This window comes from Amycolatopsis sp. NPDC006131 (assembly GCF_040614175.1).
GTDB classification, from domain to species: Bacteria; Actinomycetota; Actinomycetes; order Mycobacteriales; family Pseudonocardiaceae; genus Amycolatopsis_E; species Amycolatopsis_E tucumanensis.
In genome coordinates this window covers 19,582-33,600 of record NZ_JBEXTX010000089.1, presented here as the reverse complement: position 1 = coordinate 33,600, position 14,019 = coordinate 19,582, and the positions used below count along the sequence as shown (strand labels likewise).

Below are 14,019 nucleotides of genomic sequence, written 5' to 3'. Positions count from 1 at the left end.
GTGAGAAGGGTGTTCAGGTCGGTCGTCACAAACTGATCTTGAACACCCTTCGCCCGTCTTCGACTACCGCCTCGACTTACGCATTAATCGTCTAGCCCGGCGCGGTGGCGCGAATCGCGGCCAGAGGCCCCGCCCGGCTGCCCATGGTGCGGGTGCCTCACGCTGGCGCGACGGCGCCGACCGGCCAGGGAGTGCCGGCCGGGCCACGCACGTCGCGTGTGCTGTGGCCTCACACCGGCGCGACGGCGCCGACCGGCTCGTAGGCGACCCCCGGCCTGCCGGAGGGACATTCGCGACCTCACACTGCCCGGCGCCGACCGCGGCGCAGGCCTCCCGGCGCCGGTTCGACTCGGAGCCTCGCGAACTCCGCCCCGCGTGGGCGGCGGAAGCCGCCCTGGCGGGGCCAAGCAGCCCTAACCCCGCGCGGCGGCGCCCACCGTGGCCCTCACACCGGCGCGACGGCGCCGACCGGCTCGTAGAAGACCCCGTCCGGCGAGGCGGAGGCGGTCCACTCCTCGACGACCACGACCTCACCTTCCCCAGCACCGACAGCGACGCGGACCAGCCCCGGTTCGGTCCGGGGCCGTGCGAGTTCCCGCTCGGCCAGGGCGCGGACGTCCGTCGCCGGCAGCCGTCGGGTCACCCACTTGGCCGCGGGTGCGTCGGCGAACGTGACCGCGCCGATCACCTCCGTCAGCGCCCGGTCCCGCTCGATCCCGGGCACCTTGTCGTCGACCGAGGCCCTCGGGCTCGCAGCCACGTGCCGAACGTAGTGCTCCCGTGCGGGGGCGCTGGTCCACAGCGACTGAAGGAACACCAGCGGCTCCGACGGCGACCGCAGCACGGAGAACCGGAGCAGGCCGTCGGCACGGGGCATCGCCGCCAGCGCCGCGCGCGCGGCTTCGTCGGCGGCCGCCGCGCTCGGCAGCCGCCACCAGCTGTCGATGCGGGCCGCGGCGTCCTCGTGGTGGGTGGCGACCGGCGCCGGCCGCATAGCTGTCAGTTGATCTGCCATGACCCCACCCTGCGAGTTCAACCAATGTTGAAGGCAAGCCCACCGTGGCGGCAGAGTGGGTGACGTGGCGGACAGCGGGAACCTCACGGTCGGCGAGGTCGCGGGCGAAGCGGGCGTCGCGCCGTCGGCGGTGCGCTTCTACGAGCGGTACGGCGTCGTCGAGGCCGGGCGGAGCGGGATCAACCACCGCGTCTTCGACCGGTCGGCGGCGTGCCGGATCAAGGTGGCCAAGCTGGCGCAGGGCGTCGGCCTGACCGTGCGGGAGATCGCGGACCTCTTCGCCGATCTGCCGCCCGACCCCGGCCCCGAGGACTGGGCGGAAATCGCGGGGCGGCTCGTGGCCGAGGCCGAGCGCCGGATGGCGGCGTTGCGCGGCCACCTCGCGGAGATCACCTCCGGCGACCGGCTCTGCGAAGCGGGCCGGCTCCGCGACTGACGCTGTGGCGGGCATCACTGTCACATCCACGGCACGGCCGGTGCCTCGTGTTCGAGCAAGTTCCCCACACGAGGAGGAAGCCGTGGAAACCCGATTCGACATGATGTCCAACGAGCTCGGCGCCAAGCTCGCCAAGCGGTTCGCGAACGTCGCCGCCGTGCTGCACACCTCCGCCCTGCCGCAGTCCACACAGGAACTGGTGTCGTTGCGCGCCAGCCAGATCAACGGGTGCGCCCCGTGCGTCGACATGCACACCAAGGAGGCCGCGGCCGCCGGGGAGAGCGCGGTGCGGCTCAACCTGTTCGCGGTCTGGCGCGAGGCCACGGTGTTCACCGACGCCGAGCGGGCCGCGCTGGCGCTCGCCGAGGAGGGCACCCGCCTCGCCGACGCGCACCAGGGCGTGTCGGACGAGACGTGGGCCCAGGTGCGCAAGCACTACGACGACCACCAGACCGCCGCGCTGGTCACCCTGGTCGCGATGATCAACGCCGCCAACCGGCTGAACGTGATCGTCCGCAACCAGGGCGGCTCCTACCAGCCCGGCATGTTCGCCGCCGCGGTCGCGAACTGACGTGAAAAAGGCCGGCCGCACACCAGCGGCCGGCCTTCTCCAGCGATCAGCGGTGCGCGCGGTTCACCGCGGACACGACCGCCCGCAGCGAAGCCGTCACGATCGACGGGTCGATGCCGATGCCCCAGAACACCTTGTCGCCGATGGCGCACTCGATGTAGGACGCGGCCTTGGCGTCGTCGCCGGGGGTGAGGGTGTGTTCGCTGTAGTCCAGCAGCCGCAGGTCATAACCCACGGTGGACAGCGCGTCGAAGAACGCGGCGATCGGGCCGTTGCCGGAGCCGGTGATCTCCTGCTCCTCGCCGTCCACCCGCACGGTGGCGCGCAGCTGGTAGTCGCCGTTCGCGGTGACGTGCTGGTTGATCAGCTGCAGCGGCGTCTGCGGCTCCAGGTACTCCTTCGCGAACGCGTCCCACATCGTGCGCGGGTCGACCTCGCCGCCCTCGCTGTCCGTGTAGCGCTGGATGACCTGCGAGAACTCGATCTGCAGCCGTCGCGGCAGGTCGAGCTGGTGCTCGGTCTTCATGATGTAGGCGACGCCGCCCTTGCCCGACTGCGAGTTGACCCGGATGACGGCCTCGTAGCTGCGGCCGACGTCCTTCGGGTCGATGGGCAGGTAGGGCACCTCCCACGGGAACTCGTCCACCGGTACGCCGGCCTTCTCGGCGGCGCGGTGCAGCGCGTCGAAGCCCTTGTTGATCGCGTCCTGGTGGCTGCCGGAGAACGCGGTGAACACCAGGTCGCCGCCCCACGGGGTGCGCTCGTGCACCGGCAGCTGGTTGCAGTACTCGACGGTGCGCTTGATCTCGTCGATGTCGGAGAAGTCGATCTGCGGGTCGATGCCCTGGCTGAACATGTTCATGCCCAGCGCGACCAGGTCGACGTTGCCGGTGCGCTCGCCGTTGCCGAACAGGCAGCCCTCGATGCGGTCCGCGCCCGCCTGGTAGCCCAGCTCGGCCGCGGCGATGCCGGTGCCGCGGTCGTTGTGCGGGTGCAGCGACAGGATCACCGAGTCGCGGCGGTCCAGGTTGCGGCCCATCCACTCGATCGAGTCGGCGTAGACGTTCGGCGTGGCCATCTCCACCGTCGCCGGCAGGTTCAGGATGACCGGCCGCTCCGGGGTGGGCTGCCAGATGTCGGTGACCGCGTTGCACACCTCGGCGGCGTAGGACAGCTCGGTGCCGGTGTAGGACTCCGGCGAGTACTGGAAGCGGAAGTCGGTGTCGGAGTACTTCTGCGCGTACTCGACCACCAGGTCGGCGGCCTGGAGCGCGATCTTCTTGATGCCCTCGCGCTCCTCGCGGAACACCACGCGGCGCTGCAGGATCGACGTGGAGTTGTAGATGTGCACGATCGCCTGCGGCGCGCCCTCCAGCGACTGGAAGGTGCGCTCGATCAGCTCGGGGCGGCACTGGGTCAGCACCTGGATGCGCACGTCGTCCGGGATCGCGCCGTCCTCGATGATCTCGCGGACGAAGTCGAAGTCGGTCTGGCTCGCGGCCGGGAAGCCGACCTCGATCTCCTTGTAGCCCATGCGCACGAGCAGCTCGAAGAACTTGCGCTTGCGGGCGGGCGACATCGGGTCGATCAGGGCCTGGTTGCCGTCCCGCAGGTCGACCGCGCACCACAGCGGCGCGCGCTCGATGCGCTTGTCCGGCCAGGTGCGGTCGGGCAGTTCGATGTTCTCCACCAGCTTGTACCAGGGCTGGTAGCGGTGCACGGGCATCGAGCTGCCGCGCTGCGGGTTCCACGCGGGCTGGTCGGCGGGGGCGGGACGCGAAGGCTTGCGGATGCGGCTCACGGTGGGATCGGAGCTGGTCATTGCTGGGAAACTCTCCTGCCGGGTTTTCGGGCGACCGGCGGCGTGACGAAGCCCCGCGACGGGGGGCCGGTCAGGATCAGGCCCCGTCGCGGCAGCGAAGCAGGAGAGCACGCGCCACGGATTCACTGTAGCCCGGTCGCGATGATGTTGAAAAGCGACCCGGTCGGTTACTGGCAGGTAGCCAAGGCGGGCGTTGCGTGGGAAACTCGGCGTCATGGCCGAGCACGCCGAGAAGCCCAAGAGCGACGTCGACGAAGACGCCTCGCCGCGACCCAAGCGCCAGGTGCCGTGGGGGCGCGTGAAGGACCAGGCGGTCGGGCTGATCGCCGGGATCGTCCGCTGGGTCGGCCTGATCTTCGCGCTCATCCTGGTGCTGCACGTGATCTTCGTGGTCGGCGGCGCCAACCCGGACAACGGGATCGTCTCGTTCGTGCGTGACTGGTCCGACGGCCTGGCGCTGGGGTTCAAGGACCTGTTCGAGCCCACCGACGAGAAGCTGCGGGTGCTGGTGAACTACGGCATCGCGGCGCTCTTCTGGCTGGTGGTCTCCTCCATCGTCACGCGGATCGTCCGGCGCATCGGCGGCGCCACCTCCTGATCCGGATGGCGCCGATCGTCCGCTGGGCAGGCGGGCCGCGTCCGCTGCTGTTCGACCTCGCGGTGGCCGGGTTCTTCACCTGGCTCGCGATCACGCACGTGAGCGCGCCGGTCGCCTGGCCACCCGTCGTCGCGGCCGCCGTGTTCGGCGCGTTGCTGGTCCGGCGCCGGTTCCCGCTGGCCGCGCTGGTGATCGCCGGTGCGGCGCTGGTGGCCGGGGCGAACCTGCTGCCGCTCGTCGTCGCCGTCTACACGCTGGCCTCGCGCCGCGGGCCCGGCTGGCAGACCGCGGCCGGTGGTGCCGTCGCGCTCGCCGCCTTCCTGCTCCCGGCCGGGATCCGGTGGAGCGAGGACTGGCCGTACGTGTTGCTGGGCGCGGGCGTGTTCCTGCTGGTCCCGCTGCTGGCCGGGCTGTGGTGGCACCAGCGGGCCAAGCTGCTCGCGGCCCTGCGCGAGCGCGCGGAGCAGGCCGAGCGGGAGCGCGACCTGCTGACCGAGCGGGCGGTGGTGGCCGAGCGGCGCCGCATCGCGGGCGAGATGCACGACGTGGTGGCGCACCGGGTGAGTGTGATCGCGGTGCAGGCGGGCGCGCTGACGGTGACCTGCGACGGGCAGGCAGCCGCCGCGGCGGAGGTGATCCGGCAGAACAGCACCGCGGCCCTGACCGAGCTGCGCGAGGTGCTCCGCGTGCTGCGGGACGGGGAAGCGGACGTGCACCCGGCGTCCGGCCTGGACGGTCTGGGCGCGCTGGTCGACGACGCGCGCGCGGCGGGCACCCGCGCCGAGCTGAGCGTGCCCGATCCGCTGCCGGAGGTCGCGATCCCGGTCGGGCGCGCGGCGTACCGGGTGGTGCAGGAGGCGTTGACGAACATCGGCAAGCACGCGCCGGGGGCACGTGCGCGGGTCGCCGTCGCCGTGCGTGGCGCGGAGCTGACCGTCGAGGTCGCCGACGACGGCTCCGGCGACCGCGCGCCCGCGCGCGAGCTGCCGAGTTCCGGCTTCGGCCTGGTGGGGATGCGGGAACGGGTCGGCCTCGCCGGCGGTACCGTCCACACCGGCCGGTCTGGGAGCGGTTTCCTGGTGCGGGCCGTGTTTCCGCTGACCACGGACGAGGAGGCCGGGTGACGGTACGGGTTCTCCTGCTCGACGATGAGGAGCTCGTGCGGGGTGGGCTGCGGCTCATCCTGGAGTCCGACCCGGAGATCGAGGTGGTCGCCGAGGCCGGCGACGGGACGGGCGTGGTGGACCTGGTGGCGCGGCACCGCCCCGACGTCGTGCTCACCGACATCCAGATGCCGCTCGTCGACGGGTTGCAGGTGACGGCGAAGGTGACCGCGCTGCCCGGCGCGCCGGTGGTGGTCGTGCTGACCACGTTCGACCTCGACGAGTACGTGCACACCGCGCTGCGCTCGGGTGCGGCCGGGTTCCTGCTCAAGGACATCCCGCCGCGCGAACTGGTGCACGCGGTGCACGTCGTGGCCCGCGGCGAGGCGATGATCTCGCCGAAGGTGACCAAGCGGTTGCTGAGCCACTTCACGCGCGGCAGCGCGGCGGCCCTCGACCGGGTCGGCACCCTCACCGACCGGGAACGCGACGTCGCGCTGGCCGTCGGGCGGGGGCTGAGCAACAGCCGCATCGCGGCCGAGCTGCACCTCAGCGAGTCGACCGTGAAGGTGCACCTCAGCCACGTGATGGCGAAGCTGGGCGCCGGCAACCGGACCCAGGTCGCGATCGCCGTGCACGACGCCGGGCTGCTCTGAAGATCGGCCGAAAGTCGTAGATCGTCTGCACGGTCGTGCGATGCCCGTCGCCTGACGGTTCCCTAGCGTCGGGGTCCATGACGCACCGCATCACCGCGCTCGCCCTGGCCTGCGGGATGGCGCTGGTCACGGCGACACAGGCAGGAGCCGTCAGCGGAGGCACCGAGGTGCCGGACCCGGCCGCCGCGCCGTGGATGGCCACCGTCGCGGTCACGGGCGAGGAGCCGTTGAACCAGCGCGCGTTCTGCGGAGGCACGCTGATCGCGCCGGACCGGGTGCTGACCGCGGGGCACTGCGCCGACGGCAAGGACGCCCGCCGCATCGAGGTGTACCTGGGAGCCGCGGACGCCGCGAAGGTGAGTGGTCCCGGACTGCCGGTCCGAGGCGTCGCGACCCATCCCGGGTTCGGCCTGGTCCCGTCGCCCGGCCGGCCGGACGACCCGGCTGCCGCCGGCGCCGACGACGACGCCGCCGTTCTCGTGCTGGACCGCCCTGTCTTCGACGTCGCGCCGGTGGAACTGGCCCGGCGTGGCCCCGCAGCGGGGACTCCGGCGGTGGTGTTCGGCCACGGGCTCACTCGCACGCCCGCCCAGCCGGGTGACACCGACGTGCTGCGGCGCGGTTCGTTCACCACGATCGACGACGCCACCTGCTCCGCCGAGCTGGGCGGTGTCCTGGAGGAGGAGTCGATGTTGTGCGCCCGCGGTGACACGACGGCGACCACGGTGTGCCCCGGCGACTCCGGCGGCCCGCTGATGCTCGACGGCACCGTGCAGGCCGGGATCACCAGCTTTGGGGGCGAGGTGCGGGGGCTCGCTTGTGGACAGTCCGCGCCCGCGGCGTTCACCGACGTGAGCCGGGTGCGTGGGTGGGCGTTGTCGCCGTGGCTCGCCGTCGCGCCGGTTCCGCGCGGCCCGTCCGTCGTGCGGGGTGAGGCTGCGGTCGGCCGGACGGTGACCTGCGAGCCGCCCGCGTGGCGCGGTAGGCCGGACACGGTCACCTTCCAGTGGTACCAGCAGCGCGCCCACGACGGATTCGTCTTCTACACGACGATCCGCGGGGCCGTCGGGAGCCGGTTCACGGTGACCGCCGACCTGGCCGGGAGCGCGGTGGCCTGCCGCGCCACGGCGACCTCGGCCGGCGGCCACGTCAGCGCCATGTCCGACGCGGTCGCGGTCGCGTCCTGAGGGAGAGGAACCCATGCTCGACAAACCGTGGAACTACGTCCTGGCCGCGCTGATCATCGCGCTGGTGCTCGCGTGCGTTGTCCTGATCGTCGGGGCGCTGGTGAGCATCCTGCGCTCACCGCAGTCCGGCGGCATGAAGCTCGTGTGGGTGGTGTTCGTCCTGGTGGCGCCCTACCTGGGCAGCGCGTTGTGGTTCCTGATCGGGCGGAAGGCCGTCCTGGAGACGAGCTGAAGCCGACCCTAAGCGGAGACTAAGGCCACCGGAAGACCTGCCACCTAGGTTGTGCCCGGCGATGCCGTGGCGACCAAGCGAGGTGGCATGGACGAGTACGAGCGATTCTGCATGGCCGACTCGTCGTTCTACGACGCCATGCACTCCGAGCGCACCGCAGGCCCGTCCTTCGCCACCGCCCGGCGGCCCCTGCCCGCCGGCTGGCGCCGGTACGAGCAGGACGACTGGTTCGTGCTCGACCCGGGCGCCACCGGTCTGCCCGCGCAGGGGTGGAAGATCCACGTCTCCGCGACGCCGGGCAACGCCGGGAAGATCCTCGACGCGGTGTGGGACTACTGCGTCCCGCGGCGGATCGAGTTCAAGTTCCTGCGCTCGCCCGCCGCGCTGACCGCCCGCGTCTCCAAGTACGCGCCCCGCGGCTACAGCGGCAAGCTGGTGACGATCTACCCGCCCGATCTCGGCGCGTGCGAGACGATCCTGCGCGAACTCGGCGAGACGCTCGACGGCGAGCCGAACCCCTACATCCTGAGCGACCTGCGCTGGGGGCGCGGGCCGCTGTTCGTGCGCTACGGCGCGTTCGTCAACCGGTACATGGTCACTGACAACGGTGACGTGGTGCCGGCCATCGCGGACGGGGAGGGCCGGCTGGTTCCGGACCGGCGCGGGCCGGTGTTCCACGTGCCGCCGTGGGTGGCGCTCCCCGACTTCCTCGCCCCGCACCTGGAAGCCCGCAACGCGGTCACCGTCGCCGGCCTGCCCTACACGATCGAGCGGGTCGTGCACTTCTCCAACGGCGGCGGGATCTACGTCGGCCGGGACAACCGCACCGGCGCCCAGGTGGTCCTCAAGGAGGGCCGCCCGCACGCGGGACTCGACGCGTGGGGCCACGACGCGGTGCGGCGCGTCGAGCACGAGCACGACGTCCTGCGACGGCTGGCGGGCATCCCCGGGATCCCGGAGGTGCACGACCTGTTCTGGCTCGGGGAGCACCGGTTCCTGGTGATGGAGTACGTCGAGGGCGACGTGCTGGGCAAGGCGATCGTGCGGCGGTACCCGCTCATCGACCCGAGCGCCGGACCGGAGGACTACCGCGCGTTCACCGACTGGGCCGTGCGGATCCAGGGCCAGATCGAAGAGGCGATGCGCGCGGTGCACGAGCGCGGGATCGTCTACGGCGACCTGCACCTGTTCAACGTCATGGTGCGGGCGGACGACACGATCCGGCTGCTCGACTTCGAGGTGGCCGCGCCGGTCGCGGAGGCGGCCCGCCCGGGCCTGGGCAACCAGGGGTTCGCCGCGCCGGGCAGCGTCACCGGTTTCGACGTCGACCGCTACGCGCTCGCGTGCCTGCGCCTGGCGCTGTTCCTGCCGATGACCTACCTGTTCGGCCTGCACCGCGTGAAGGCGCGGCAGTTCGCGGAGATCATCGCCGAGCACTTCCCGGTGCCGCGGCGCTACCTCACCGAGGCGGTCGACGTGATCGTGCCGCCGGGCACCCCGCACCTGCCGCACCCGCGGATCGAACCGGACCCGGCGGACTGGCCCCGGCTGCGCGACGACCTGGTCCGCGCGATCGTGGCGAGCGCGACGCCGGAGCGGGACGACCGGCTCTTCCCCGGCGATCCGGAGCAGTTCGCCACCGGCGGCATCGGCCTGGCCCACGGCGCCGCCGGGGTGCTCTACGCGTTGTCCGCCACCGGTGCGGAACCCGGCCCCGCCTTCGCGAAGTGGCTCGTCGACCGCGCGACCGACCCGCCGAGCGGCACCCGGCTCGGCCTGTTCGACGGGCTGCACGGCGCCGCCTTCGCCCTGGACCACCTCGGGTACCGGCAGCAGGCGCTGGACGTGCTGGACATCTGCCTGCGCGAAAACTGGGCGGCGCTCGGGCCGGACCTGGGCGGCGGGCTGGCCGGCGTCGGCCTGAACCTCCTGCACTTCGCCGGCCGCACCGGCGATCCGGCGATCCGGCAGGCCGCGCACCAGGCGGCGGAACTGGTCGCCGATCGGGTCGGCGACGTCGCCGACGGCCCGGAGGTCAGCGGCCGGGACGGTTCCTTCGCGGGCTTGATGCGCGGCGGCGCGGGCAAGGCGTTGCTGCTCCTGCGGGCCTACGACGACACCGGGGACAACGCCCTGCTCGACCGCGCGGCGATCGCGCTGCGGCAGGACCTCCGGCAGTGCGTGGTCCGCGACAGCGGCGCGCTGGAGGTCAACGAGGGCTGGCGCACGATGCCCTACCTCGACGTCGGCAGCGTCGGCATCGGCCTGGTGCTCGACGAGTTCCTCGCGCGCCGGGACGACGACGAGTTGGCCAAGGCGAACCGGCGCATCCAGCTCGCCGCGCAGTCGCCGATGTACATCCTGCCCGGGCTGTTCTCCGGGCGCGCCGGAATCCTGCTCTACCTCGCCGGGCGCTCGCCCGATCCGCGGTGCGATCCGGTGGTCGCCAAGCAGGTGCGCGCGCTGGCCTGGCACGCGCTGCCCTTCGGCGGTGGCACGGCGTTCCCCGGCACCGGGCTGCTGCGCCTGTCGATGGACCTCGCCACCGGCACCGCCGGGGTGCTGCTGGCGCTGGGCTCGGTGCTGGCCGACCCACCGGTCCACCTGCCATTGCTCGCGCCGGCCCCGGCCCGACAGACCTCCGCGCCGGCAGTCGGCGCGGCAGGGTGATCCCCGTCCAACCCACTCTCCAAGGAGGAGAAATGGCCCTTCTCGACCTGCAAGGCATGGAAAGCGCGGCCCCGGAGCACGGCGGTGGCGGCGGCAGCAGCGCGAGCGGCAAGAGCTGCCCGAGCAACCTGAGCGTCACCCTCTGCGGCGGCACCAGTGGCCTGAGCGTCCTGATCTGCCACTGACCCCGGGTGCAGCCGCGGTCCCGGACGACTGGCGTTCGTCCGGGGCCGCGGCCTTGAGGAGGAGACTACGTGTCCACGACCTTCGGTGCGATCGTGCGGCGAGGGGGCGCATGGCTGCCGGTGATCGGTTTCGCCGCGCTGGCCGGCACCCTGAGCACACTGGCGCTGCCCGCAGTGCTCGGGCGCGCGGTCGACGCGATCGTGGCCGGGGACGACAGCGGCCGCTGGCTGGTGCTGGCGGCCGCCCTCGTCGTGGTGGGCATCCTCGCCGACCTGATCGACGCCTCCGCGGGCATCGCGTGCGTCGCGGGCACGACCGCGTGGCTGCGGAACCGCCTGGTGCGGCAGGTTCTCCGGATGGGGCCGGACCGCGCCCGCCGCTTCGACACCGGTGACCTGGTGAGCCGGATCTCCGGCAACGCCGTCGACGCCGCACAGGCCGGGCCCAGCGTGGTGACCGTGGTGGCCGCCGTGCTGCCGCCGGCCGGGAGCCTCGTGCTGCTGGTCGTCATCGACCCATGGCTGGCGGTCGCGTTCGTCGCCGGGCTCGCGGTCGTCGCGGCGGTCCTGCGTGCCTTCACCATCCGCAGCACCGCCGTCTTCACCGCCTACCAGCGGACGCAGGGCCGGATCGCGGCCCGGCTCGCCGAGTCGCTGGCGGGTGCGCGGACCATCGCGGCCGCCGGCACGGCCGGACGGGAGGCGAGCCGCGTGCTCGAACCGCTCCCCGAACTGCACGGCCACGGCAGGCAGACCTGGCAGGTGCTCTCCCGTGCGGCCGCCCAGGGCGCCGTCGCGGGCCCGCTCGTCCTGGTCGCGGTCCTCGCGGTCGGCGGGCTGGCGCTGGTGGACGGCCGGATCACCGCCGGGGACCTGTTCGCGGCCAGCCGGTACGCGGTGCTCGGCGCGGGGCTCGGTGGGCTCGCCGGGGTGTTCGGCCAGCTCGCCAGGGCACGGGCGGGCGCCGCTCGCGCCGCCGAGGTGCTCACCGTGCCCGCGGTCGGCTACGGCTCGCGCGCGCTGCCCGAGGGTGCCGGCCGGCTGGAGTTCCGCCACGTCACCGTCCGGTCGGACGGGGTCACCCTGCTCGACGACGTCGACCTGACCGTGCCCGGCGGCGCGACCGTGGCGGTGGTCGGCCACTCCGGCGCGGGCAAGTCCGTGCTCGCGGCGCTCGCCGCGCGGCTGCGCGACCCGGACGAGGGCGAGGTCCTGCTCGACGGCGTTGCACTGGGGGAGCTGAGCCACGCGGCGTTGCGCGCAGCGGTGTGCGCCGCGTTCGAACGCCCGGCGCTGGTCGGCGCGACCGTGGCGGACGCCATCGGACCGGGCCGGGACCGGGCCTCGGTGCTGACCGCCGCCCGCGCCACCCACGCCCACGACTTCGTGAGCCGTTATCCGGAGGGGTACGACACCCCGCTGTCCGACGCGCCGATGTCCGGTGGCGAGGCCCAGCGCCTCGGCCTGGCCCGGGCCTGGCACGCGCGGCGCCTGCTCGTGCTGGACGACGCGACCTCCAGCCTTGACATGGTCACGGAGATGCAGATCAGCCGCACCCTGACCGACGACGGCGGGCGCACTCGCCTGATCGTCACCCACCGCGTCTCGACCGCCGCCCGGGCCGACTGCGTCGTGTGGCTCGACGCCGGCCGCGTGCGCGCCGTCGCGCCCCACCACCGGCTCTGGCAGGACGCGGGCTACCGGGAGGCGTTCGGATGAAGCGGGAGATCCGGTTCGGGCTGCGGGCGCTGCACCGCCGGCCGCTGCTCGCGCTCCTCGCGTGGTCGGTCCCGGAAGCGCTGCCCACGACGATCTCCGGACTGGCGATCGCGAAGGCGATGGACGACGGGTTCCTCGCGGGGCGGCCGGTGACCGGGCTGGCCTGGCTGGGCGCGTTCCTGCTCGCGGCCTGCGTCGGGGCGTGGGGATCGCGGCAGGTGTTCCGCCGTCTCGGCGATCTGGTCGAGCCGTTCCGCGACGACCTCCTCCGCCGGGTGGTCGGCGGAGCGCTCACGCACGCCGTCGCCGGCCACCGCGACGACGGGGCGCTGGCGCGGGTGACGCGCCAGGTGGAGATCGTGCGTGACTCCTTCGCCGGGCTCATCGTGGTGACCCGGGGGTTCGCGGTCACCGTGGCCGGCGTGGTGCTGGGGTTGCTGTCCATCGATCCGGTGATCGTGCTGCTGGTCCTGCCGCCGTTCGCGCTCGGGTTCGGCGCGTTCGTCGCCACCCTGGGGCTGGCCGCCGCGCGCGAGCGGGCGACGGTGCTGGCCGAGGAACGGGTCGGCGACACGGCGAACGCGGTGCTGTCCGCCACCCGGGACGTGGTCGCGACCGGCGCCGAGGGACACGCGGCGGCGCTCGCGGCGGAGCCGATCGAACACCAGGCAGCCGCCGAGCGCGCACTCGCCTGGGTCGCGGTGCTCCGCACCTCCTGCTTCGCCGTCGGGGTGTGGCTGCCGCTGATCGTCCTGCTGCTCGCGGCGCCGTGGCTGGTCGGCCGCGGGCTCACCGCCGGCGCGATCATGGGCGGCCTGACCTACATCCTGATGGGACTCAACCCGGCCCTGCAGACGCTCGTCACCGGCGTCGGCAGCAGCGGGCTGCAGTTCGTGGTGACGCTGGGCCGCATCCTCGACGCCACTGCACCACCGGAAGAGCGCGGCCCGCTCGTGACCGGCACGCCAAGCGGGCACGACATCACCCTGGACGGCGTCACGTTCGCCTACGGGCCGCACGCCGAGCCGGTGCTCGACGATCTCGACCTCGTGGTGCCCGAGGGGGATCACCTGGCGATCGTCGGGCCGAGCGGCATCGGCAAGTCCACCCTGGCGGGCCTGGTGTGCGGCCTGCTGCGGCCCGGCTCCGGTTCGATCCGGCTCGGCGGCGCTCCCGTCACCGGCCTGACCCCGGCCCAGCTGGCCCGGCTGCGGGTGCTGATCCCGCAGGAGGCGTACGTGTTCAGCGGCACGGTGTGGGACAACCTGGTCTACCTGCGGCCGTCGGCCGAGGTCTCCCAGGTGGACCGGGCGGTGGCCGAAGTCGGCGCGGAAAACCTGCTGGCGCGTCTCGGCGGATACCCGGCCCGATTGGCGCCCGCCGAGTTGTCGGCCGGGGAACGGCAGTTGATCGCCCTCGTCCGCGCGTACCTTTCCGACGCGCCGGTCGTGATCCTGGACGAGGCGACCTGCCACCTCGACCCGATCGCCGAGCGGCGCGCCGAGGAGGCGTTCGCGGCCCGCGGCGGCACGGTGGTGGTCATCGCGCACCGGATCAGTTCCGCCTTGCGCGCCAAGCGGGTTCTGGTTCTCGACGGGACCGACGCGGTGGACGGCGATCCGGTGGCGCTGCGGTCGGTCTCGCCGCTGTACCGGGAACTGCTCGGGTACTGGCACGCCGAGCCGCCGGTCCCGGTGAATTGAGAACCGGGCGCGCCCTGCGAGTGTATTTCCACCCGTGCGACGGCCGGGAAAATCGCTCGTCAATTTGATGCCGGCCCGCTCTAGAGAATAGAATCGTCCGGCGCCATTCGTTTTCGATCTCA

Annotated in this window: 13 protein-coding genes; 11 read left to right on the top strand and 2 right to left on the bottom strand. The window is 72.9% G+C overall.

Features of this window, described 5'->3' with window-relative positions:
• Positions 1–445: 445 nt before the first annotated feature.
• Positions 446–1,015, bottom strand: a complete 570-nt coding sequence (locus ABZ215_RS32875; protein ID WP_354954090.1) for a hypothetical protein — start codon at positions 1,013–1,015, stop codon at positions 446–448.
• A 64-nt stretch (positions 1,016–1,079) separates the two neighbouring features.
• Between ABZ215_RS32875 and ABZ215_RS32870 the strand changes: the two genes are divergently transcribed.
• Together ABZ215_RS32870 and ABZ215_RS32865 are read left to right on the top strand one after the other, a co-directional pair.
• A complete protein-coding gene (locus ABZ215_RS32870; RefSeq protein ID WP_354954088.1) occupies positions 1,080–1,451 on the top strand; it encodes a MerR family transcriptional regulator in 372 nt (123 codons plus the stop codon).
• 82 nt (positions 1,452–1,533) lie between these two features.
• Positions 1,534–2,022, top strand: a complete 489-nt coding sequence (locus ABZ215_RS32865; protein WP_354954086.1) for a carboxymuconolactone decarboxylase family protein — start codon at positions 1,534–1,536, stop codon at positions 2,020–2,022.
• A 46-nt stretch (positions 2,023–2,068) separates the two neighbouring features.
• Here ABZ215_RS32865 and leuA read toward each other — a convergent pair whose 3' ends face one another.
• Entirely contained in the window at positions 2,069–3,844 is a 1,776-nt protein-coding gene (gene leuA / locus ABZ215_RS32860; protein ID WP_020420280.1) for a 2-isopropylmalate synthase, read from the bottom strand.
• 214 nt (positions 3,845–4,058) lie between these two features.
• Here leuA and ABZ215_RS32855 point away from each other — a divergent pair, with 214 nt between their 5' ends.
• The 9 genes from ABZ215_RS32855 (at position 4,059) to ABZ215_RS32815 (ending at position 13,897) form a co-directional block, all read left to right on the top strand.
• Positions 4,059–4,442 carry a hypothetical protein gene (locus ABZ215_RS32855; protein WP_354954084.1) on the top strand — a complete coding sequence of 128 codons (384 nt, stop codon included), beginning with the start codon at positions 4,059–4,061 and terminating at the stop codon, positions 4,440–4,442.
• Between the two features lie 5 nt (positions 4,443–4,447).
• Entirely contained in the window at positions 4,448–5,566 is a 1,119-nt protein-coding gene (locus ABZ215_RS32850; RefSeq protein ID WP_354954082.1) for a histidine kinase, read from the top strand.
• Positions 5,563–6,201 (top strand): response regulator transcription factor, encoded by a 639-nt coding sequence (locus tag ABZ215_RS32845; protein WP_354954080.1) that lies wholly within the window; start codon positions 5,563–5,565, stop codon positions 6,199–6,201. The genes ABZ215_RS32850 and ABZ215_RS32845 overlap by 4 nt, the downstream gene beginning before the upstream one ends.
• 77 nt (positions 6,202–6,278) lie before the next feature.
• Positions 6,279–7,388 (top strand): serine protease, encoded by a 1,110-nt coding sequence (locus ABZ215_RS32840; RefSeq protein WP_354954078.1) that lies wholly within the window; start codon positions 6,279–6,281, stop codon positions 7,386–7,388.
• A gap of 13 nt (positions 7,389–7,401) precedes the next feature.
• Positions 7,402–7,620: a PLD nuclease N-terminal domain-containing protein gene (locus tag ABZ215_RS32835; protein ID WP_354954076.1), complete on the top strand. Its 219-nt coding sequence runs from the start codon at positions 7,402–7,404 to the stop codon at positions 7,618–7,620.
• A gap of 87 nt (positions 7,621–7,707) precedes the next feature.
• Positions 7,708–10,290, top strand: coding sequence for a class III lanthionine synthetase LanKC (lanKC, locus tag ABZ215_RS32830; RefSeq protein ID WP_354954074.1), 2,583 nt, complete (start codon positions 7,708–7,710; stop codon positions 10,288–10,290).
• A gap of 32 nt (positions 10,291–10,322) precedes the next feature.
• Positions 10,323–10,475: a SapB/AmfS family lanthipeptide gene (locus ABZ215_RS32825; protein ID WP_354954072.1), complete on the top strand. Its 153-nt coding sequence runs from the start codon at positions 10,323–10,325 to the stop codon at positions 10,473–10,475.
• Between the two features lie 69 nt (positions 10,476–10,544).
• Positions 10,545–12,194: an ABC transporter ATP-binding protein gene (locus ABZ215_RS32820; protein WP_354954071.1), complete on the top strand. Its 1,650-nt coding sequence runs from the start codon at positions 10,545–10,547 to the stop codon at positions 12,192–12,194.
• Positions 12,191–13,897, top strand: coding sequence for an ABC transporter ATP-binding protein (locus tag ABZ215_RS32815; protein WP_354954069.1), 1,707 nt, complete (start codon positions 12,191–12,193; stop codon positions 13,895–13,897). The genes ABZ215_RS32820 and ABZ215_RS32815 overlap by 4 nt, the downstream gene beginning before the upstream one ends.
• Positions 13,898–14,019: the final 122 nt, after the last annotated feature.